The 21,061-nt window shown below is 32.9% G+C and carries 17 protein-coding genes and 1 pseudogene; 5 read left to right on the plus strand and 13 right to left on the minus strand.

Annotated features, from left to right (window positions below):
* Positions 1-8 precede the first annotated feature (8 nt).
* The 3 genes and pseudogenes from DK508_RS05085 (at position 9) to fabD (ending at position 2,755) form a co-directional block, all read left to right on the plus strand.
* On the plus strand, positions 9-953 hold the full coding sequence (locus DK508_RS05085) for a dihydrofolate reductase (RefSeq protein WP_109299667.1): 945 nt from the start codon (positions 9-11) through the stop codon (positions 951-953).
* A pseudogene (locus tag DK508_RS05090) lies at positions 953-1,803 on the plus strand (fructosamine kinase family protein). Before DK508_RS05085 ends, DK508_RS05090 begins: the two are co-directional and overlap by 1 nt.
* A gap of 70 nt (positions 1,804-1,873) precedes the next feature.
* The gene (gene fabD / locus DK508_RS05095; protein WP_109299668.1) at positions 1,874-2,755 is read left to right on the plus strand and encodes an ACP S-malonyltransferase; all 882 of its coding nucleotides are present in this window, start codon (positions 1,874-1,876) and stop codon (positions 2,753-2,755) included.
* Positions 2,756-2,838: 83 nt separating this feature from the next.
* Here the strand turns inward: fabD and DK508_RS05100 are convergent, their stop codons facing one another.
* From DK508_RS05100 to DK508_RS05130, 6 genes are all read right to left on the minus strand, one after another.
* Positions 2,839-3,729: a haloalkane dehalogenase gene (locus DK508_RS05100; RefSeq protein ID WP_109299669.1), complete on the minus strand. Its 891-nt coding sequence runs from the start codon at positions 3,727-3,729 to the stop codon at positions 2,839-2,841.
* 57 nt (positions 3,730-3,786) lie between these two features.
* Positions 3,787-4,293: a hypothetical protein gene (locus tag DK508_RS05105; protein ID WP_109299670.1), complete on the minus strand. Its 507-nt coding sequence runs from the start codon at positions 4,291-4,293 to the stop codon at positions 3,787-3,789.
* Between the two features lie 46 nt (positions 4,294-4,339).
* The gene (locus tag DK508_RS05110; RefSeq protein WP_109299671.1) at positions 4,340-5,134 is read right to left on the minus strand and encodes a DUF3667 domain-containing protein; all 795 of its coding nucleotides are present in this window, start codon (positions 5,132-5,134) and stop codon (positions 4,340-4,342) included.
* Positions 5,135-5,191: 57 nt separating this feature from the next.
* Positions 5,192-6,469: an amidohydrolase family protein gene (locus DK508_RS05115; protein ID WP_109299672.1), complete on the minus strand. Its 1,278-nt coding sequence runs from the start codon at positions 6,467-6,469 to the stop codon at positions 5,192-5,194.
* A 23-nt stretch (positions 6,470-6,492) separates the two neighbouring features.
* Positions 6,493-7,662: a DegT/DnrJ/EryC1/StrS aminotransferase family protein gene (locus DK508_RS05120; RefSeq protein WP_109299673.1), complete on the minus strand. Its 1,170-nt coding sequence runs from the start codon at positions 7,660-7,662 to the stop codon at positions 6,493-6,495.
* Between the two features lie 155 nt (positions 7,663-7,817).
* A complete protein-coding gene (locus DK508_RS05130; protein WP_109299675.1) occupies positions 7,818-9,623 on the minus strand; it encodes a T9SS type A sorting domain-containing protein in 1,806 nt (601 codons plus the stop codon).
* Between the two features lie 186 nt (positions 9,624-9,809).
* Here DK508_RS05130 and DK508_RS05135 point away from each other — a divergent pair, with 186 nt between their 5' ends.
* Positions 9,810-11,051, plus strand: coding sequence for a 3-deoxy-D-manno-octulosonic acid transferase (locus DK508_RS05135; RefSeq protein WP_109299676.1), 1,242 nt, complete (start codon positions 9,810-9,812; stop codon positions 11,049-11,051).
* Between the two features lie 89 nt (positions 11,052-11,140).
* On the opposite strand, the gene DK508_RS05140 is transcribed toward DK508_RS05135, so the two are convergent.
* The 7 genes from DK508_RS05140 to DK508_RS05170 all read right to left on the minus strand — a co-directional run bounded on the left by DK508_RS05140 (position 11,141) and on the right by DK508_RS05170 (position 20,064).
* Positions 11,141-14,050 carry a nucleoside hydrolase-like domain-containing protein gene (locus tag DK508_RS05140; RefSeq protein WP_109299677.1) on the minus strand — a complete coding sequence of 970 codons (2,910 nt, stop codon included), beginning with the start codon at positions 14,048-14,050 and terminating at the stop codon, positions 11,141-11,143.
* Positions 14,051-14,347: 297 nt separating this feature from the next.
* The gene (locus DK508_RS05145) at positions 14,348-15,004 is read right to left on the minus strand and encodes a DUF2461 domain-containing protein (RefSeq protein ID WP_109299678.1); all 657 of its coding nucleotides are present in this window, start codon (positions 15,002-15,004) and stop codon (positions 14,348-14,350) included.
* Between the two features lie 98 nt (positions 15,005-15,102).
* On the minus strand, positions 15,103-15,780 hold the full coding sequence (locus DK508_RS05150) for a CPBP family intramembrane glutamic endopeptidase (protein ID WP_109299679.1): 678 nt from the start codon (positions 15,778-15,780) through the stop codon (positions 15,103-15,105).
* A 73-nt stretch (positions 15,781-15,853) separates the two neighbouring features.
* Positions 15,854-16,972, minus strand: coding sequence for a helix-turn-helix domain-containing protein (locus DK508_RS05155; RefSeq protein ID WP_109299680.1), 1,119 nt, complete (start codon positions 16,970-16,972; stop codon positions 15,854-15,856).
* Between the two features lie 111 nt (positions 16,973-17,083).
* Complete coding sequence (locus tag DK508_RS05160; RefSeq protein ID WP_109299681.1) at positions 17,084-17,698, minus strand: deoxynucleoside kinase; 615 nt, start codon at positions 17,696-17,698, stop codon at positions 17,084-17,086.
* Between the two features lie 178 nt (positions 17,699-17,876).
* Positions 17,877-18,557 carry a response regulator transcription factor gene (locus DK508_RS05165; protein WP_109299682.1) on the minus strand — a complete coding sequence of 227 codons (681 nt, stop codon included), beginning with the start codon at positions 18,555-18,557 and terminating at the stop codon, positions 17,877-17,879.
* The gene (locus DK508_RS05170) at positions 18,550-20,064 is read right to left on the minus strand and encodes a cell wall metabolism sensor histidine kinase WalK (protein ID WP_109299683.1); all 1,515 of its coding nucleotides are present in this window, start codon (positions 20,062-20,064) and stop codon (positions 18,550-18,552) included. The genes DK508_RS05165 and DK508_RS05170 overlap by 8 nt, the downstream gene beginning before the upstream one ends.
* Before the next feature lie 124 nt (positions 20,065-20,188).
* Between DK508_RS05170 and DK508_RS05175 the strand changes: the two genes are divergently transcribed.
* A complete protein-coding gene (locus DK508_RS05175; protein ID WP_109299684.1) occupies positions 20,189-21,004 on the plus strand; it encodes a GLPGLI family protein in 816 nt (271 codons plus the stop codon).
* Positions 21,005-21,061 lie beyond the last annotated feature (57 nt).

Consider the following 21,061-nt stretch of genomic DNA (forward strand, 5'->3'; position numbering starts at 1 on the left):
GCATTAATATGTTTTTAAAGAAGAAAGAAACTCCACAAATTGATCCGCAACAGCGAGAATTATATGAACATGCTAGAAAAAGAATTATTCAAAAAAAAAGACTATTTCAGCATTTTGTAATTTTTATAGTGGGGGCTGTATTTTTTGCATTACTTAATCTAGTGTTTGACTATGGAAAAGACATTACTTTTTTTGGTGTAAATTGGTATGTGGTTGCAATTTTGTGTTGGGCATTTCTGTTTATAGTTCACTTTTGTAATGTATGGTTGTTTACAACGTTTATGGGGCGAGAGTGGTCTGATAAACAGATGGAAAGATTAATTGCTAAGCAAAAAGAAGAAATTGCATTGATGCAAAAGGATGTCGATTTAATGTATCCCAAAGATGATCTTATGAAGAAGAAAGAAGGATTTATTAAGGGTAAAACATCTGAAATTGTAGAAGAGTTAAAAGAAAAAGAATCTAAGAATATGATTACAATGATTGCCGCAGCAGGCGAAAACGATGCTTTAGGAAAAGATAATGATTTAGTATGGCACTTACCAGATGATTTTAAGCGATTTAAAGACCTCACAACGGGACACCATATTATTATGGGACGTAAAACTTTTGAAACATTTCCTAAATTACTTCCCAATAGAATCCATATTGTTATTTCACGTAATGAATCGTATCAGGCAGAAGGTGCCATTGTAGTACATTCGATGAAAGATGCTTTAGATATTGCAAAGAATGATGTTCAACCTTTTATAATAGGAGGAGGAGAAATTTATAAAATAGGGTTAGCATATGCAGATGCAATAGAGTTAACTAGGGTTCATGGAGATTTTGAAGCTGATGCTTTTTTTCCAGCAATTGATGAAGAGACTTGGAAGCTCGAAAAAGAAGAGTTTCATGATGTAGATGAAAAACATAAATATTCTTTTACCTATTTGACCTATAAAAAGAAGTAATGCTCTCGCCCGAATTAAAAACTCATTGCGAACAATTACTTTCGGAAAAAATCAACGAAATTATTCCACTATCAGGTGGCGATATTAATCAGGTTTATCTATTACACACAGAGCGGAAAAAGTTTGTTGTTAAGATAAATAGCGCTTCTACATTTCCTAATATGTTTGAAGCAGAATCCAAAGGGCTTAAGCATTTAAGTCGTTCAAATACGTTCAGTATTCCAAGTAGTATGGGGTACGGAGAGATAAATAAAACTGCTTTTTTAATACTAGAATATATTGATTCTAATACGCAATCTAATGATTTTTGGGAAGTCTTTGGAGAGCATTTAGCAAGTCTTCACCAAACCACTCAACCTTATTTTGGTTTTGAAGAAGATAATTATATAGGTAGCTTAAAACAATATAATACAAAAAAAGCCAGGCTTCAGAATTTTATATTACACAACGCATAGAGCCTCAATTTGGGTTGGCTTTACAAAAAGGTTTTTCTTTCTCTAATATAAAACGGTTATATAAAAATATTTATGACGAAATCCCCGAAGAGTCTTCAAGTTTAATTCATGGTGATTTATGGAATGGTAATTTTATGATAGATAAAAACGGGATGCCAGCTTTGATTGATCCGGCCGTGTCATATGCTTCTAGAGAGATGGATATTGCTATGATGCATCTTTTTGGTGGATTTGATCCTATACTGTTTGAAACGTATAATGAAACTTACCCATTGGTTAATAATTGGAGAGATCGGTTGCCTTTATGGCAATTGTACTATTTGTTAGTTCATCTTAATTTATTTGGGAGTTCATATTATTCAAGGGTAAAGGACGTTGTTGATCGATATGTATAGGGGTAGAAACTTTAAGACTTTGTAACTTTTAATCCTTACTTTTGTCAAAATTTTAAACACATACTATTATATGAAAGCATATGTCTTTCCTGGTCAAGGAGCTCAGTTTTCGGGAATGGGTCTAGATCTATACGAAAACTCAGAATTAGCCAAAGAACTTTTTCATAAGGCGAATGATATTTTAGGTTTTGAGATCACAAAAATTATGTTTGAGGGAACTGTAGATGAACTCAAACAAACCAAAGTAACACAACCAGCTATCTTTTTGCACTCGGTGATTCTAAGTAAAGTTTTAGGAGATAGTTTTAAGCCTGATATGGTTGCAGGTCATTCGTTAGGAGAGTTTTCTGCACTCGTAGCTAATGGAGCCCTTGATTTTGAGGATGCTTTAAGACTCGTTTCTAAAAGAGCATTAGCTATGCAAAAGGCTTGTGAATTGCAACCTTCGACGATGGCTGCTGTTTTGGGATTAGAAGATGAGGTGGTTGAAAATGTGTGTAAAGAAATAGATGGAGTAGTAGTGGCTGCAAACTATAATTGTCCGGGACAATTAGTGATTTCGGGTGATGTAGCAGCTATAGAACAAGCGTGCGAAATATTGAAAGAAAAAGGTGCTCGTAGAGCATTGGTGTTACCCGTTGGAGGAGCTTTTCATTCTCCATTGATGGAACCTGCACGAGAAGAATTGGCTGCGGCTATAGAAGCTACTAATTTTAATACCCCTAATTGTCCTATATATCAAAACGTAACAACAACTGCGGTTACGGATGCCGAAGAAATTAAAAAGAATTTGATTTCTCAATTAACAGCACCAGTAAAATGGACGCAGAGTATACAAAATATGATTAAAGATGGAGCAACTTCATTTACAGAGGTTGGACCAGGAAAAGTATTATCTGGTTTGGTTAAAAAAGTTGATCGATCTATGGAAACCACTTTGGCATCTATCTAGTAAGACCAAAATTATTTATTATAAAAACCCTCAAAAATGTCAATTTTTGAGGGTTTTATTTGTTTTATAATGCACGATAATTTTTATTTGATGACCTTTAATTCATCCTTCATAAATTTATCGACATATTTTGCAATTTCTGCACCTTTTTCTTCTTGTAAAAAGTGCCCCGCGTTTTTAATGATGATTTTTTGCTGCTCCTGAGTAGAAGGGATAAGTCGATAAAAGAATTTTTCAAGCCCTCCTAAAATCTTATCCTTGTCAGAAAATAAGACCAAAGCAGGTTTGTTCCATTTTGAAAGCACATCTCTGGCATTTTGAATTGGTTTTACTGCTGGATCATTAGGATTTGCAGGAACTAACAGCGGAAACGCGATAGCCCCTCCTTTATGTTTTTTATTAGGAAACGGTGCGTTATAAGCATTCATAACCTCTTGTGGTAGTTTTTGATAGGATCCTCTTTGCACAATACCTGCAATGGGTAAAGAAGGGTGGTATTTGGCAAACATTCGCCATATTTTAAACGGAAGAGACATTTTTTTACCAACGGGTAAAAATGTATTTAAGATCACCACTCTTTTGATTTTATCTGGATATTTGCCTAATAAAGATAATCCCAATATTCCTCCCCAATCTTGAACGATTAGGGTAATATCGTTAAGATCTAATTTTTGAATTAGATTTTCTAAAGACCTAAAATGTAAATCAAAAGAATAGTTTTTTCTACCTACTATTTTGTCGGATTTACCAAAACCTATAAAATCTGGAGCGATAAATCGGTAGTTTTTTAAAACAGGAATAAATTTTCTATATAGATAGGACCAGGTAGGCTCACCATGCAGAGCCAAAATAGTTTCTCCTTCACCTTCATCAATATAATGCATTTGAAGGTTTTCAAAATCAATAAAATTTTCTTTGTATTGAAAATCTTTAATAGATTCGAAACGACTAAAATCGGGTTTTACGATTTGCATGATGGTCTTTTTAAGTGTTTTTAGTCGTAAACATAATGAAGAAACTTTCAGTCCATATTAATTACTCATCTTCTTTGCTTTAAATTGAGTTTCTAAATAAAGTTGTTTCCATGTATCATTCTCGTAGTTTCCAACTTTAAAATTATAAGTATTTTCATCAACATACTCCCACATATCAGTTACTATCGTTTCTCCATATTGATATTGATATAAAATATTTTTACCAACAACCTTTACTTCACCTTTGGTTAATCCTCCAAACACATCAAACTCCCAGAATTTGATAGTTTTAGTATTTGTATCAAATTTTCGAATACCGTGATTTCTCGCTCCGTATTGGGTTTGTTCTTTATTGGTAAATCCTTTAGATTTTGTAATGACAATAGTATTATTCAAATCAAATGAGAAAACGATTTCTTGTTTAAATGCACTGCCATCTCCCCAAGAGCCCTCGGCTTTCCAGACTTTACCAGTAAGCGATTCAAAAATTGAAAGATCGGACTCCTGACCCCATGAAGAAATAGAAATTAATAATAGTACCAAGTATATTTTAATAGTCTTCATTTTTCATGTTTTTGTAGTTAATCTATGAGCTATAAGTTACGTGTAATTAGAAAACAGCTTTAAAAATAAGAGACAAAATAATGGCTATAACAGTAATGATCGAGACAAATATTATAAAAAACATATACCCAAATAGATATATCAAAAGACCCAAAAAGAATCCTTTAACATAGCTTATCTTAAATAAATGATGAAACATTTTGCAATAAACAAATGCGGCAATAAGGATTCCTAAAACAAAAATAAGACTTATATAATCAGGAAGAAAGTATATCGATATTGAAACAAGAACGCCATACAAGGTGGCTTGCCCCAATAAGAGCGTATTCATGATAAAATGCTCAGCATAGTACAACTTATATCGCTCTAAAAACAATTTGGAGCTAAGCGAAATAAATGGAATCATGAAAAAAGGAAGAAAATTCATGAATTTGGTACCTATTCCCATTCTCTCACGCATCACAAGTTCATCGGCATCATTTTGAATTATTCCTAAATTTCGATACATTTCGACCATACCATCTACTTGTAAATCCCATACACCTAGTGTGAAAATAAAAAAGATACTTATAGCTATGCCTATTAATGCATATCTAAAGGGGTTAGAATACTTAACTGTATTGCCATTTAAATAGTTTTCTACAACCTCACCTGGATTTACAAGAAGTCTATTAAATGTATAGAAATATCCTTTTTCTAGATTAAGAACTGCTGTAAGAGCATTATTAAATAGTTTTTTTATTGTCCATCGTTCAATAATTCTTTTTTGCCCGCATTGGTTGCAATATTCTCCTTGATATTGATGCTCACAGTTCTTGCATTGGTGATTTAGTTCTGTCATGAATATTCCAAATTGATTAACCCCTTAATCCATACTTATACATTCAACGATGTCTGTTTATTGCTTGTAAATTTTTCCCTCTTTCATTACAAAAACAATATTTTCCATTGTATCAATCTTTTGAGTAGGATCATCGTTTACGGCAACTATATCTGCTAGAAAACCTGCAGTGATTTGCCCTAATTCATTTTCCATATTAAGGATTTTGGCATTTGTTGTGGTCGCACTTTGTATAGCTTCGATAGCCGGCATGCCAGCTTCTACCATAAAACCAAATTCTTTTCCGTTTTGCCCATGCTTAAACACTCCGGCATCAGTTCCAAAGGCTATACCTACACCACGTTCATACGCTTTTTTAAAGGTATTCTGGATTTTTGGACCAATATCTAATGCTTTAGGAACAATAATCGCAGGATAATATCCATCGATCCTTGCTTTTTCTGTCACTTCTTTCCCTGCGGTAATCGTAGGTACAAGATAAGCATCATGTTGTTTCATGAGATCCATGGTTTTTTCACTCATAAGCGTACCATGTTCTATAGTTTTTACGCCACCAAGAACTGCGCGTCGCATTCCTTCATCTCCATGAGCGTGAGCAGCTACATGAAAACCATAATCCTTTGCTGTTTCGCAAATAGCTTTTATTTCTTCAATAGTGAACTGAGGATTAGATCCACTTTTTGCCACACTTAATACTCCACCCGTTGCCGTAATTTTAATAAGATCTGCACCATTTTTATAACGTTGTCTTACCGCTTTTCTAGCATCTTCAACACTGTTAACTACACCTTCTTTTGGTCCTGGGTCTCCGATTAATGATTTTTTGCCTCCATTCGTAGGATCACCATGTCCACCTGTTGTTGATAATATTTTACCTGCTGTAAATACCCTGGGACCAACAATTTTTCCTTGCGCAATTGCTTTTCTTAGTGCAATGTTTACGCCACTACCACCAAGATCACGAACTGTAGTAAAGCCGGCCATAAGTGATATTTTGGCAAACCCAACGGCATCAAAAGCCAAATCAGCTTCGTTATCGGTATATCGTTTTAAATATGCCTTAGGATTGGTTTCTCCTTCGATATGTACATGCATGTCGATAAGACCAGGCATAACCGTTTTATTTTTAAGATCAATGGTAGTGTCATCTTTTTTTCCGGTAGTATACCCATCTTGAATTTTGGAAATTTTATTTCCAGAAACAACAATCGTTTTTTCGGTAAGTACTTTACCAGTTTTTGTATCTATTACCTTTCCGCATTGTAAATAGATGTCTTGCGCTTGAGAAAAAAAAGTACAAACAAATACGAAAATAAGAATATGTAATTTTTGCATGGTATGAAGAATTTGTGTGAAACTTATGAATTTACAAAATCAATAATCGTCTTAGTGATAAAACCAATCTGCTCATCATCCAACTCTGTATGCATGGGTAGAGAGATTACTTCTTTAATTAATTGATTCGTAACAGGAAAATCAGCTTCATTATAGCGATCATCCCGATATGCTTTTTGACTATGTAATGGTATAGGGTAATATACACCGCAGGGGATACCATTATCATTAAGATGTTTTACTAGAGCATCTCGATCGGTATCGACTACTCTTAATGTATATTGATGAAACACATGACAATTACAGGTATCGCAGATCACATCTTTATGAGTGTTACATGTATTTCCTGAAATTTTTGGAGTAATTATATTCTCAATGCCTTTTAAAGCTTCATTATACTTTCTGGCAGCTGCTCTTCTTGCATTATTGTAATGATCTAGATTAGGCAATTTTGCTCTTAAAACGGCTGCTTGTATAGAGTCTAGTCTAGAGTTAACACCAACAACATCATGGTGGTATCTTTTATACATACCATGATTTACAATACCACGAATAGTATGTGCTAAGTCATCATCATTGGTAAAAATAGCGCCACCATCTCCATAACATCCTAAGTTTTTGGATGGAAAAAACGAAGTCGACGCTACATGTCCAATAGTACCTGTTTTGGCAACTTTACCATGAGAAGATGTATAATCGGCACCTATTCCTTGCGCATTATCTTCTATAACATACAAATTATGCTCCTTGGCAATTTCCATGATCTCATCCATTTTTGCACTTTGACCAAATAAATGTACGGGTACTATAGCTTTTGTTTTTGGTGTAATGGCCTTGCGAATTGCATCTAAATCAATATTAAATGAATCAGGATCCACGTCGACCAAAACTGGAGTAAGTTGTAATAAGGCAATAACTTCAACTGTGGCTGCAAAGGTAAAATCGGCGGTAATTACTTCATCACCTGGTTTTAAATCTAATCCCATCATAGCTATTTGCAGGGCATCTGTACCATTTGCACAGGGGATGACGTGTTTTACATCTAAATATTCTTCTAATTCTTTTTGGAAACTATGAACCTCAGGTCCATTTATAAAAGCTGTTGAATCTATAACATTAAGGACAGATGAATTTACTTGTTCTTTGATATGCTCATATTGACCCTTAAGGTCAACCATTTGTATTTTCTTCATGTATATGTGTATTGTAACCTCACGAAAGTACAAAATAATGATGCTATAGCCAATGCAATGCTATTTTTTGATACATATTTATCTTTTAAATTAGAAATGGAGCAAAGTACTTTATTTAAAAGGGATGAAAAATACTTTACTCCCATTATAATATCTTATTTTTTCACAAATTTTATAGTGTTATAGTCGTTAGCTTTAAGTAAATACATACCAGGATTAAGGGATTGAAGATAAGACGAGATATCAGTATTATTACTTGTCGTCATTTGGATCGTAAAATCCTTGATATGCCTTCCTGTGATGTCATATATGGTGATGGAAAGGTCATTTTTTAAGACCTTGCGTTGAATTATAAGAGAGGCTCTGTCTTGAATAGAATTTGGAACTATTTTGATCAGATCTTCTGGAATAGAATTCGTATTTAACTCCCCTATGGATGATATGCCATTTTTTATATCGCCTACTACGAATCCTGAAATAATACTTCTTCTGAAATTATGTGTGTTTTCAGCATTTAAAAACAAGCTATATACCCCATCTTCTAAATTTGTCGTATTAAAATAAAAACTAGATCCTTTTTTGTCAAACATAACCACTTTTGTTTCGTTTTGTGTTGGTGTTCCATCAATTCTTGAGGTTTTTATAAGTACTGCTCGAACTTTGGTGTTACGTATTAGTTTTTCATTTGTGTGATCATTTTCAGAATACACATCTACTTTTAAGAGTGGGTGATTATCATTAGATATTTGTTCTAGAGACATTTTTATATCGCTTTTCTGTCTTATAAAAGCGGCAAATTTTGTATCACTTTTTAGCCCAATATTATTTTCAGAAATTGGTATAACTGTTTTATGGTTTTCGATAGTGTTTTCATCTATTGGTATACTATTTCGATTTTTATCAAAGGCGCGAAAAGTAGCATTGGGATTTTCATGAAGTATTTCGGCAACTGCGTATGTCGAGTTTTTATCCAGTAGTACTCGGTCATATTCATTTTCTGAGTGCAGGATATAATAATTGCTTACTATTTTGGAAGTTGTATTTTGATTAGTAAAGGAGATGTTGCTTTTATGCGTTCGATTATTGATGTATGATTTGACATATGGCCAACTAAATTGTCCTAATCCAACATCAAGATGATCAAAAATTGCTCTAGAGTCATTTTTCCTAAAAACATATTCTGCACCAGGTCGTAATGTGCTTTTGTAAGGAGCAACTCCATCATTAACTCCTTGTATTGGGAGTAAAATCCCACCAGTTACCAAAAAAGCAGGAGCGGCAATGGTAGATCCCTTATAAAAACCTGAAGCCCCTAATACGACAAATTTTTCAGGTTGATTATTAGGATGATTGTCCAAAATAGGTCGTACTACATTTCTGCAATAATATGTGGTCGAAGTTCTAGCACCTTCATTTAAACCAGTTAATTTCCATGCCCAATTTAACCATGGCATTTGAGATATATCAGCGAGGTAAGTTCCCCAAAAAGGAGTTCCTAGAGCAAAAGCTTTCGTTACTTTATCGTTTTTATTGTATTGAAACATAGCTGCTTCTGAAGCTTTACCTCCGTTACTGTGCCCAACCAAATATACTTGTGAAACATTGTATTTCTCTGTAACAATATCGATAGATTCTGCTAGTAGTTTTCCATTAACCCATATTCCTTCTCCTCGTGTAGTAGCTACAAAAACGGCTTGATACCCTTCATTGTATGTGTCTTGATAGAATGAGTTATCAAATAAAAATTGTGTTTGATTAAGATCAATGTATCCATGATTAAATAGAATCACTTTTCCATTGTAATTTGGAGGAGTAACTCCATAATGTATAGTGGATTTAAGCAAAGGGCCAACAAAAAACGGATTTAGCTTATCCGGTTTGGGAAGCTGAACTTCTAAGAAACTTTGAGAAAATAATAATGCACATGAAAATAATGCAATTAAAGTAGATTTTAATTTCATAAGTAGTGAGTTTGTGTGTTATTTGTTGTGAAAATAGTATTTTTTTAACAAAAAATATAAGAATAATTTGTTTTTAATAAGTTTTATTTGAGTTATTGATATAATAAAAAACAACTTCTTTTACCGCTTAGAGTGACGTTTTATAGTAAAAGAGCTGTATTTTAGCATTTCATAAAATCATTATTCTTGAGTATTTTATATAATATCTTTATAGCAATATTTAGTAAGTTACTTCCTGCTGTGGGGTTATTTACTCCTAAACTCAAACTATTTGTTAATGGTCGAAAAAAGGTTTTTAACATAATAGAAGATAAAATAACTTCTGCCGATCGAGTTTTATGGTTTCATTGTGCTTCTTTGGGAGAATATGAACAAGGAGTCCCTGTGATGGAAGAATTGAAAAAGAAATATCCTGATCATAAATTATTGGTTACTTTTTTTTCACCTTCGGGATATGAGGCAAAGAAAAATAGCACACTGGCTGATTTGATTGTCTATCTCCCGATAGATACGATAACAAACGCAAAGAAATTTATCCGATTACTTAAACCAGAGTTGGCGGTCTTTGTGAAATATGAGTTTTGGCCTAATTATCTTAAAGTTTTAAAAAACAATAAGATTCCAATAGTTTTTATATCAACAACTTTTAGAGAAGATCAAGCTTTTTTTAAATGGTATGGTGGTTTTATGCGCAAATCATTATATGCGATTAATCATTTTTTTGTGCAAGATTCTATTTCAAAAACACTTATAGAAAAACAGGGTTTTGAAAATGTTACTTTAAGTGGTGATACGCGATTTGATAGAGTTAGCCATCAAATCGAAATGGATAATCATGTTGATTTTATTTCCGAATTCGTTAATGAGAGAACCTGTATTGTGATAGGAAGTTCTTGGCCAGAAGATGAAGATGTTTTTGTTGATTTTATAAATAATACTTCGGATAAAGTATGTTTTATAATTGCACCGCATGAAATTAAAGATAGCAAGACGAATGCGTTGCAACAAAAAATCCAAAAACCTACTGTATTATATTCTCAAAAAGAAAATGTTGTACTTAAAGATAAGGATGTCTTTATCATGAATACTATTGGGTATTTATCTCGAGCGTATAGTTATGCTGATATTGCATATGTTGGTGGTGCGATGGGTACAGGAGGTTTACATAATATATTAGAACCAGCTACTTTTGGAATTCCTATTATTATAGGTAAGAATTTTGACAAATTTAGAGAGGCAAAACAACTTCAAAAATTAGCTGGGTTGTATGCGATATCTACGGCAGAAGAGTTTTCTATAATGATGAATAAACTAGCAAGAGATAAAAAATTTAGAGAAAAAACCGGAATGATAGCTGGTCATTTTATAAATAGTAATACCGGGGCAACAGCAATGATTGTGGATTATTTACAAAATAAAATAGACTAGAAACCATAGGGTTTACGCGATATAAGTAAAAAAGGAACTGCTTTAAAGCAGTTCCTTTTTCGTTTTTAATAGATGATACGTACGTATACTTAATTACTTTTCTTAAATATTTTATATGTTTTAATATCTGTTTTTATAAAATACATTCCATCTGCAAACTTAGAAAGATCCACTATTGATCCTTTACCTTTTTGAATGGTTTTGCCTTGAATGTTAAGAAGAACCCATGATTTCTCTGCAGTGATGCCAACAAAAACCTTGTCGGGAGTTGGTATAGGATAAGGATTAAAATCAACTTCAATATCTTTTGTATTGTTAGTGATTTCGACAGATGATCTTACAGAATAAACAGGTTTAGCAATTACAAAGTAGTTTGATGAATTTGATTGTCTGGATTCATTACCTCCTAGAACTGCTCTCCCAGCTGCAAAACGTTTTTTGTATAAACGCATAATAGCTCCATGAGAAGTTCTTATATGCTCTCTGGTGTCGGTATAAGATCTTAGCCATACGGGTATTCTTGGTAGCCGTCTATCATAAGCCACATATACATCTGCTGCTTCCTTTAAATTAAGGGTTAACAAATTGTCATTTCGTACAGATTTATCACTGTTTGGAGTCTTAACGTATTCGGCATTTGTAAGATAAGCTGGATGAATAGTCACTTTATCACTTCGATCGGTATAATATAAAACTTTACCAAAATTTGCCATTGCTTTATATGACCTGCTACTTCTTACTTGTATACTGGTGATTAAATTGGTAGGGGGTAACACAAGAGGTTTTTGCACCATTACAAAATAGTTAGATGAGTTATCTTGTCTTGATTCGTTACCGCCTAAAACAACATTACCTGCATTAAATTTCTTTTTATATAATCTAAAAATAGCTCCATCTGATGTACGAACATGTTCTCTGGTATCGGTATAAGATCTTAACCATACGGGTAATCTTGGTAAACGTCTGTCATAAGCTACGTAAACATCGGCCGGTTTGTTTAAACGTATGGTGAGCAAGTTAGCGATGGTACTGCGTTTATCTGCATTGGGTGTCATTATATATTCGGCTCTATTTAAGAAACTAGGTAGAATCGTTACTTTATAGTTACGATCCGTAAAGTATTGCACTTTTCCAAAATTTTCCATGACCCTGTAGATGCGACTACTGTTGGGTTGTATACTTGCAATAAATACATCTTTGACCGTAATTGTCGATTCATTAGAATATACGCTGTAGGTATTGTTGTTATACCATAACCGTGCTTTAATCTTATATGTTCCTGGTTGTGATCTACTAAAATTAAATACATAAGGAGCAGTAGTATCTTCAGAGATTTTGGTGCCGTTGCTATAAAATTCAATTTTACTTATAGGTGTTGTGGTTTCGGTTACCTGAACTTTTACTTGATACGAAGTATTAGATTGGCGATTTATAATCAAATTTGGTGGTAATGCGTGGTTAGATTGGTTTACCATTTTCATTGCCGGAGGTAGATACGGTAATCCTAAGGTTTTGAAAGTCACTCTTTGGTATCTTGTAATTGGGATTTTACTCCCTCCAGGAACGTCTGTAACTCTAAGGTATAGACTTATGAGTCCTTCAACATTAACATTGGGTATTTTAATAGTAGTCTTGGCCGAATTTGGATTTGTAATTACGGTATTTCTTAAACTGGGATCTGTAAGTTCTTTATAGAGTACCCATTGGTATTTTAATGAATTATCATCAGGGTCAGAAGAGGCCGAAGCGTCTAATTGTATATCTACACCGGCAGATGTAAACTCAAATATAGGAGTAGTGCCCGTAGAAGTCATAAACACATTGCCATTAACATCTTTTGCAGATACTTTTGGTTCAGGAGCATGATTGGCACTTGTTCTTGTAGCACTTCTGGTCCATTTCCATCTGGCTCTAAAATCATTTATTATATCGGTGGCTTTACTGTTACTAGTTCCCCAACGTATTAGAGTATTATCTCTATTGATTGCATTATTAGTAGGCGATGCGTCACTTACATTGCATTTCCAGAACCCATTGTTATAATCGCTGTTAGGGTAACTTCCATCACAGCGATCATTATTGGATAAGTTAGTGTATCTACCAGACCATCCACCACTATCTGGCGATCCTTTTATATTGATTCCATTATCAATAAGGTGCATCCAGGTCATGGTATCTCCTTCTTTGGCGGTAGTATACCAGCGAGATAATCCGTTGTTTACATTATTAGTGTTTTTAATCCAGCTTTTATCCCCAGTTAAAGCTTCCCATCGGGCTGCCCATCGAGTGCCACCGGTACCTGGTAAAAAAGTATCCATAGCAAATCTTACTTCTGGCAAATGACAACCTATTAGACTACTTCCATTTAAATTTTCATACTCTACAAACCGAATTCGATTTACAACATCCTCATAATTTAACCCTGCTACTCCACCAGCTTTAATACGATCCAGAGCTCTTTTTAAACTACTTCCTGTGCGATCATTAGACCCCCAATTCGTGTACCAAATAGTTCCACGAATATCTGGGTTGGGACAAGGGGGATTAGAGTTGGGGCAAGGGCCAAAATCTTCTTGTAAGGCTGCGATAATACGGTTTACTCCTGCATCGCTTGGTCTGTTGCTTGTAGTATGAGCCCATTTTGTAATAGATTCTAGATAGGATCTAGAGGGGTACTTTCGTTCTGCTGGAGCATGTGCATTTAGATTATTTACTATCTCACCATACTTTGCAAGATAGCGCCTAGTCATTTGATAAGGATCATTAGAATTAGTAGGGTCATTAAATAAGGGATCGGTACCGTACTTGTTTTTTGGTCTGCTTAGAATAATGCCTTCAATATTAAATTCATTGGCGTACAATAAAAATCTAACAAGAGTAGCTTGATCGTCTGCGTCACCACCAATGTCTGTTTCTACAATAATTCGCGGTTTGGTTTGTCCAACAGCTAATAACGTAGCCGCAAAGAAAATGATGAATAGTGTGAAAATATTTTTCATAATTTAAGTTTAAGAATGATGGTTTGTATTTGTTTGATTTTGAACTTTTTAAGCAAGTGGTTTTGATCAAAACCAAAATGGTTTTCGACTAAATTATTTAATTATCACCATAAAACACAAGTGAAGTTTCTTGATATTTATAAATTTAAACTACAAGTTTTACAAGTTTGAGATGGTAGTTTTTAAAGAGGTTCTATAGCATGAAAACAATGACTATATCTTGAGTTAGAAATCCCACGAATAAGAAGGTATAGAATATAACGGGAATCTAAAATTTAATTAAGTATAGATGGATTACTATACTGTTACTGCTTGTCTTAGATATCTTCTAAAAGGAAGCATTTCTTTATAGATTTTGATGATTTTATCTACAAAATCATCTTTGAGAATGTCCTCTTTTTTTAAGTCATAAGTAACTGCAAATGTACGATAGCGAAGTAGATCGATATGTTCATGATCCTTGTTATACCCTTTGGGAGCAGACTTAAGCTTATCATCTTGGGCATATAAGTTTCCAAAAGTATTTTTGAAACTTTTTTTGTTTATGATTTTTACAAGTTCTTCTCCATTATAATCTATGGCTTCTCTAATACTTTGTAATGTTTTATTTTCTGGTCGCCAATACCCACCTGCCAATGCACCCTTGGAGATGCCAATTTCGATATAAAAATCTCCTTGTTTAGTGAGTTGATCAAGTCCAGCTCCCAAATGATCCTTATATATTGGCTTATTGGGATGAAAAAGAAGATTGTTATTTATACGATTAACACCTTTTTTACCTGGTGTTGGATAATAATCAGGATCAATTTGAGCTAACCGTGTATCTAACTCATCCAGCCATAGTACGAAAGAATTTCTTAGTTTTTGATAGCGCTTTCTATTAGCATCCATCCATTCTTTATGATTATTATCTTGTAACTCTTCAAGAAATTGAAATAAAGCATTAAAATCCATTCTGATAAAGTGTAATAGTATCAATACAGCTTGCTAAGGTAAAAGAAATGATGAATTAAAAATAATAAGAATGAATTTGATTATCCTTTAATATGTTTTTATACAACGCCAAAATATAATGCTACCATGCTAATCGTATCGATAGATCCATGTATGATTATATTAAGCCACAGATTCTTTTTCCCATTCCTGATATAGATTATACCTAAAAGAAGACCTACGAGCCCCGTTTGAACCATACCTACTACTCCCTGATAATAATGAATACAGCCAAATAGCAATGAGGTGATTATCAAGCTTAGCACCCAGGAAGTTTTTTTATTACCAAATAGTATAGCCAGATTTTTTAAAATGTATCCTCTCCAGATCAATTCTTCTCCAAACCCTGCAGTTACCCAAGAACTTACTATTGCCACGAGTAACATAAATTCATTATCCTTAATGGTGTTAAATCTACTAAGATCTTTGATTTCATTAGGGAATAGTTTTAAAAGTACTGGATTAATGATCGTAAAAAAAAGTAAAATAAGGATGGTAAGAATGACTCCTATTACAATAGTTTTTGTCCATGATTTTGGAGCTAATAATCCTAATTCATCTATAGAGCTCTTCATGAACCAATGAATGGTTAATATTAATAATAAAGAAGCAATGAAACCTATTTGACCTAAAGCTGTTAGGCCTATTAAAAGAATGATTAAACCTCCTGTAATTAAGGGTTCGTTTCTTAATTGATGTTGTGATTTTTTCTCTGAAAATAATTTGTTTTTATCCATAAGTATTGAAATTTACAGGGGTAAGATCAATAAAAAGAAGATAGAAATCGACCTGGCGGATAGGTGCGTACAACTATTTTGAAGTGGTATTGGATTTTCTGAATTGCGATGGTGTCATACCATATTGTTTTTTGAATAATTCATTAAAAACTGATTTAGATTTAAAGCCAGAATCATTTGCAATGGCTAAAATGGTATACTGATTAGAAGCATGATCTTGAAGAATTTTTTTTGCTTCTTTAATTCTAAACTCATTTACAAAAGCATAAAAGTTATGATTCGTTTTTTGATTAATTATTTGAGATAGATGGTTCGAAGAAATTCCGATTTGGGATGCCAATGTATTTCGGTTAAGGTCTGGATCCAAATAGGGTTTATTGTCTGTCATGTACTCTATCAAAATTTTGAAGTGTTTTTCGGAAGCCACTTTTTTTAAACCTGTTTTATGATATTTACCTAATCTGGTTTTTTTATTTCCGGTACTAAAAGTAAATATAGACGTGTGTTTGATTCCTAAATATCCAAGAGAAGCCTGAAATAAACAGATGTTAATGATACTGATTTTACTAAAAAAAGTAGTGGAAAAAAGATCGGTAGATAGGTAGAAAAAATAAATGATGAAATTAATACCTATTATAAAACAGGCACCAATGATTATTTTTTCTAACCAGAAAGATGTAACAGTATCTGTTTTTACTGGTTTTTTGGAAATATTGTTATTGTATTTTTTAAGCATAACGATTAACAATGGGAAGTATACCAAAGCCTGTATTAACACTATTAAATCAACAATAGAATATATTTTTTTTCTTGAGAATTGCTCTAAGAATAGCGTTAGTTTTTCTACTCCGGGCATTAGATAAAAAGAAAATAAAAGTCCTAAATTAACCAATAAAAAAGGGAGCAGATGTATGACATAGTTTTTATAGCTAAGTCGTTTGTTTATAACGGTACGTGTGTAAAAGAAAATGAAAGGAATATAGAGTAGGACAAACGAAGTGTCAATACCAATAAAATGAGGGTATTTGTATATTATATCAGAATGCCTAATGTATAATAGTGAAAAATGAAAGACTAAAATAATTTGCCAAACCCCAAATATTTTATCACTAAAAGATTGTTTTTCTTTGCTAAATATAAGTAATGCTAGTAAAGAGCTAATTGCAATACCTATAAAAAAGAAAACCTCCATCGTTGGATTGTATACGATTTAATATAACAATATAAGTTTTTTAAAAAATATTCCTACAAAGAATAGATCTTATTTATTGTAAATGCGAAATGACAAGATTAATTTTAGATCTTAGAATAAACCGTTAAGTTCAGCATCAATTCGATTAATGATGTTACCTAAATCTTCAGGATTATCTACAAAATTGAGATGGTCCACATCTACAATAAGAAGATTACCTTTGTCATAGTCGTGTGCCCAAGCTTCATATCGCTCATTTAGCCTGCTTAAGTAATCTATACTAATTGTATTTTCATACTCACGACCTCGTTTATGAATTTGTGCTACCAAATTTGGAATACTACTTCGAAGATATATTAATAAATCAGGGCCTTCTACAACCGCTTCCATAAGATCAAATAGTGATTTGTAATTTTCAAAATCTCTATTAGTCATCAATCCCATTGCATGTAAGTTGGGAGCAAAAATATATGCATCTTCGTAGATAGTTCTGTCTTGGATAATATCTTTCCCACTCTCACGTATATCCAGGATTTGTCTAAAACGACTATTGAGGAAGTAAATTTGAAGATTAAACGACCACCGTTCCATTTTGTTATAAAAATCCTCCAAGTAAGGGTTTTCTAAAACATCCTCAAAATGGGGTTCCCATTTATAATGTTTAGCAAGTAATCGGGTCAATGTAGTTTTTCCGGCACCGATGTTTCCAGCTATCGCTATATGCATAGTTGATTGTTTTTTTACTGGGGGATCCTTCTGTTAAAACAGTTGGTTATAGTTTGGGGTAAATATAGTGGATTTTATGAGGAAGATAAAAGAGATATAAAAAAGAATTTATGTGAGAGGGTAATTTTTGAATTTCTAACTTTTGTATATAGAGTTGTTATCATAGTTAACACAAGTCTTAAACGACTAATTTATATCCGTAACCGCGTACATTGATGATTTGTATAGAATCATCTTTTTTTAGTTTTTTTCTAAGTTTTGTAATAAAAACATCCATACTCCTTCCGTTAAAAAAATCATCATCCCCCCATAATTTTTTAAGAATTAAAGAACGATCCAATACCTGATTTTGATTTTTTACTAGATGAAATAGTAAATGAGCCTCTCTATGAGTAAGTTGTTGCGTTTCTTCCTTAAAAGTTAACAATTGTTTCTGGAAATCGAACACATACTTGCCGATAGAAATGATATTAGAACTTGCTTGTACTTTGGTTCTTTGTAATAAGTTATTGATTCGTACTATGAGTTCTTCGATACTAAAGGGTTTTTTGAGATAATCATTGCCGCCTATTGTAAAACCTTCTACAACATCTTGTGTTTGTGATTTTGCTGTTAGAAAAATAATAGGGATTGAATTGTCTTCATTCCTAATTTCTTTGGCCAATGTAAAACCATCTTTTTTTGGCATCATAACATCCAAAACAAGAAGTTGAGGTTGTTTAGTTTTATATAAGTTGTATGCCTCTTCGCCATTTTTTGCTAGATGCACATAAAAATTGCGAGTTTCTAAACTTTCTTTAATAATTTGACCTAATGATGGCTCATCCTCGGCGAGTAATATTTCAATAATTTCAACCATTGGGTAAATTAATTTTAAAATTTGTTTGTCCTTGTTCTAGTATTAATTGTATTGTTGCTTTATGTTTTTCAATAATAGTTTTGGTATAAAATAAACCGATTCCAAAGCCTTTAATGTCATGAGCATTGCCTTTTGGTACCCGATAAAATTTATCAAAAATCCGCTCACGATGTGTTTTATTTAATGAAACGCCATTATCTATAATTTCAATGATAACACCAGATCTTTGGCCTTTTATAACCACTTTTATAATATCCCCACCATATTTGATGGCATTATCGATAATATTGTTAAGGGCATTTTCAAAATGAAACGGGTCTACTTTTTTCCATATATTTTCTTGAGAGTGATCTAGTGTAATTTTTTTATTTGAAGAATTTCCTTGGTGTTTTTTAATTATAGAATCTATCATCTGTACTAGATCAATTTCTTCAAAATCAAGCTCAAGTTCTTCGCTATCCAGCGTTGCAGTTTCTAATATTTTTTCGACCATAGTGTTCAACTTGCTTAAATGATCTGTTGAGATTTCGACATATTTTTTTGTCTTTTCGGGATCATTTGTTGTATTAAAACTTTGAATACTTTCTAAGGCAGCACTAATAGTAGCTATGGGTGTTTTAAACTCATGAGTAATATTACTAATCAGATCATTTTTTAATTCGGCGAGTTGCTTTTGATGATAAATGATCCGCAATAAAAACAATAAACAGCCAATAACCGCTCCAACTAATGTAAAAGATAGTAAAATTCCTAGTAAGTTTTTTCTGAAAATGGTTAACTTTTCGTTGGTGAAAAATAACTCTAATGAGCTTAGTCTTGGTAAAAAAGAAGATTTTGATTTGGTGTGTAGTACTGCGGATTTTATAGCTTTTCCGCCGATTTCTTCTCTAACCCCAAAAGGGTTAATAAACCGTAATCCATAGTCAACATTAATGTTTTTTCTAGATAACTCTCGTTGCAGATAAGAATTTATTGTAGTCAGCTTTAACGAATCTTGAGTGATGGATACTATTGCTTTGGTGGCTAGGTTACTAAAGACTTCATTAATGCTGTCCGAATTATGTTTTTTAATCTGGCCTTTTTCTAGACAAAGCATAATATCCATAACTTTTTGATTTGCTTCAGTTCTACTTAAATTTGGACTTCTTATAATATGAATACCTTGAGTGGTTGAATCCTTTACTATTGAAATATTAGTGTTCTCATTGAGTTTAAAGGAGTCAAGATGCTTAAAATTAGTGCTAGCAACTATGTTTTTTTGCATGTGATGCATTTGTTTCGCCGCCTTGGTCATCATGTTATTCGGCATAATAAATACCGCATTTTCTTTGGCTAACTCAGTAAAATATTCGTCTACAGCATTATCTAGACTAATTTGCACTTCATTGATTAACTGCTGTTTTCCGGTTTTATAATTTTTATAATTCCAATACACCTGTATGGCAAGCGTGATGATAATAACCGCAGTAATAAAGTATAAAATGTTTTTGTAACTCCCTTTTCTCATATATCAAAAGTAAGTTTCTTATTAGATATAAAACGAATCGGTTAACACTCGTTAACACTACTTAACTCATGAGTTAAGGCTTAGTTATCATATTTGCAGAAGTATTCATCAAAAAACGAATGTTATGTTACGAATTATATTATTGATTATTTTCTTTATATCCCAGAGTATAATCGCTCAAGGTTTTCAAGGAGTAGTAACCTATCAAACTAATCGAAAAATAGACCTTAAGCTTAATGACTCAAGAACTAATCCTGATATGCAAAAGCAAATTCAGGAAATGCTTAAAAAACAATTTCAAAAAGAATTTACTTTACATTTTAATGCATCAGAATCTGTTTACAAAGAAGTAGAAAGCCTTGGTGCTCCTCAACCATCTTCGGGAATACGTATCATGATTGCCGGAGGTGGAGGCGGTGATGTATCGTATAAAAATGTCAAAGAAGAACGTTTTGCAGATAAGCGAGATGTATTTGGTAAAATTTTTTTGGTTAAAGATAAGCTAGAGAAATTGGACTGGACACTTGAAAATGAAACCAAAAAAATAGGAAATTATACTTGTTATAAAGCTACAGCAAAACGAACGGTAGAACGTTTCCAAAGTAGTACTATAGATAGTGAAGAAAAGGAAGAAGTTCAAGAAGAAGAATTGACCATAACTGCATGGTATACACCAGAAATACCTGTGGCCCATGGACCAGATGATTTTTGGGGATTACCTGGATTGATTTTAGAAGTTAATGATGGGGAACAAAATATGTTATGTAACAAAATTGTACTTAATCCTAAAAAGAAACTTGAAATTAATGAACCGGGAAAAGGAAAGGTAGTTACTCAAGAAAAATTTGAAGAGGTAATGCAAAAGAAAATGAAAGAAATGCAAGATCGAATGCCAAGAAGAAATGGTCAGGAAAGTATGAGGATTCGTATTGGGGGATAATTTAAGATAAGATTAACTTTCTGGGATTAAACCAAGAGGTAATACTGTGGTCTTACT

The sequence above is a fragment of the Aquimarina sp. AU474 genome (assembly GCF_900312815.1).
In the GTDB taxonomy this organism is placed as follows: Bacteria; Bacteroidota; Bacteroidia; order Flavobacteriales; family Flavobacteriaceae; genus Aquimarina.

Excerpts from the sequence above, each read along its gene's own strand:
- DK508_RS05085 (WP_109299667.1), top strand. The coding sequence starts at position 9 with ATGTTTTTAAAGAAGAAAGAAACTCCACAAATTGATCCGCAACAGCGA.
- fabD (WP_109299668.1), top strand. The coding sequence starts at position 1,874 with ATGAAAGCATATGTCTTTCCTGGTCAAGGAGCTCAGTTTTCGGGAATG.
- DK508_RS05100 (WP_109299669.1), bottom strand. The coding sequence starts at position 3,729 with ATGCAAATCGTAAAACCCGATTTTAGTCGTTTCGAATCTATTAAAGAT.
- DK508_RS05105 (WP_109299670.1), bottom strand. The coding sequence starts at position 4,293 with ATGAAGACTATTAAAATATACTTGGTACTATTATTAATTTCTATTTCT.
- DK508_RS05110 (WP_109299671.1), bottom strand. The coding sequence starts at position 5,134 with ATGACAGAACTAAATCACCAATGCAAGAACTGTGAGCATCAATATCAA.
- DK508_RS05115 (WP_109299672.1), bottom strand. The coding sequence starts at position 6,469 with ATGCAAAAATTACATATTCTTATTTTCGTATTTGTTTGTACTTTTTTT.
- DK508_RS05120 (WP_109299673.1), bottom strand. The coding sequence starts at position 7,662 with ATGAAGAAAATACAAATGGTTGACCTTAAGGGTCAATATGAGCATATC.
- DK508_RS05130 (WP_109299675.1), bottom strand. The coding sequence starts at position 9,623 with ATGAAATTAAAATCTACTTTAATTGCATTATTTTCATGTGCATTATTA.
- DK508_RS05140 (WP_109299677.1), bottom strand. The coding sequence starts at position 14,050 with ATGAAAAATATTTTCACACTATTCATCATTTTCTTTGCGGCTACGTTA.
- DK508_RS05145 (WP_109299678.1), bottom strand. The coding sequence starts at position 15,004 with ATGGATTTTAATGCTTTATTTCAATTTCTTGAAGAGTTACAAGATAAT.
- DK508_RS05150 (WP_109299679.1), bottom strand. The coding sequence starts at position 15,780 with ATGGATAAAAACAAATTATTTTCAGAGAAAAAATCACAACATCAATTA.
- DK508_RS05155 (WP_109299680.1), bottom strand. The coding sequence starts at position 16,972 with ATGGAGGTTTTCTTTTTTATAGGTATTGCAATTAGCTCTTTACTAGCA.
- DK508_RS05160 (WP_109299681.1), bottom strand. The coding sequence starts at position 17,698 with ATGCATATAGCGATAGCTGGAAACATCGGTGCCGGAAAAACTACATTG.
- DK508_RS05165 (WP_109299682.1), bottom strand. The coding sequence starts at position 18,557 with ATGGTTGAAATTATTGAAATATTACTCGCCGAGGATGAGCCATCATTA.
- DK508_RS05170 (WP_109299683.1), bottom strand. The coding sequence starts at position 20,064 with ATGAGAAAAGGGAGTTACAAAAACATTTTATACTTTATTACTGCGGTT.
- DK508_RS05175 (WP_109299684.1), top strand. The coding sequence starts at position 20,189 with ATGTTACGAATTATATTATTGATTATTTTCTTTATATCCCAGAGTATA.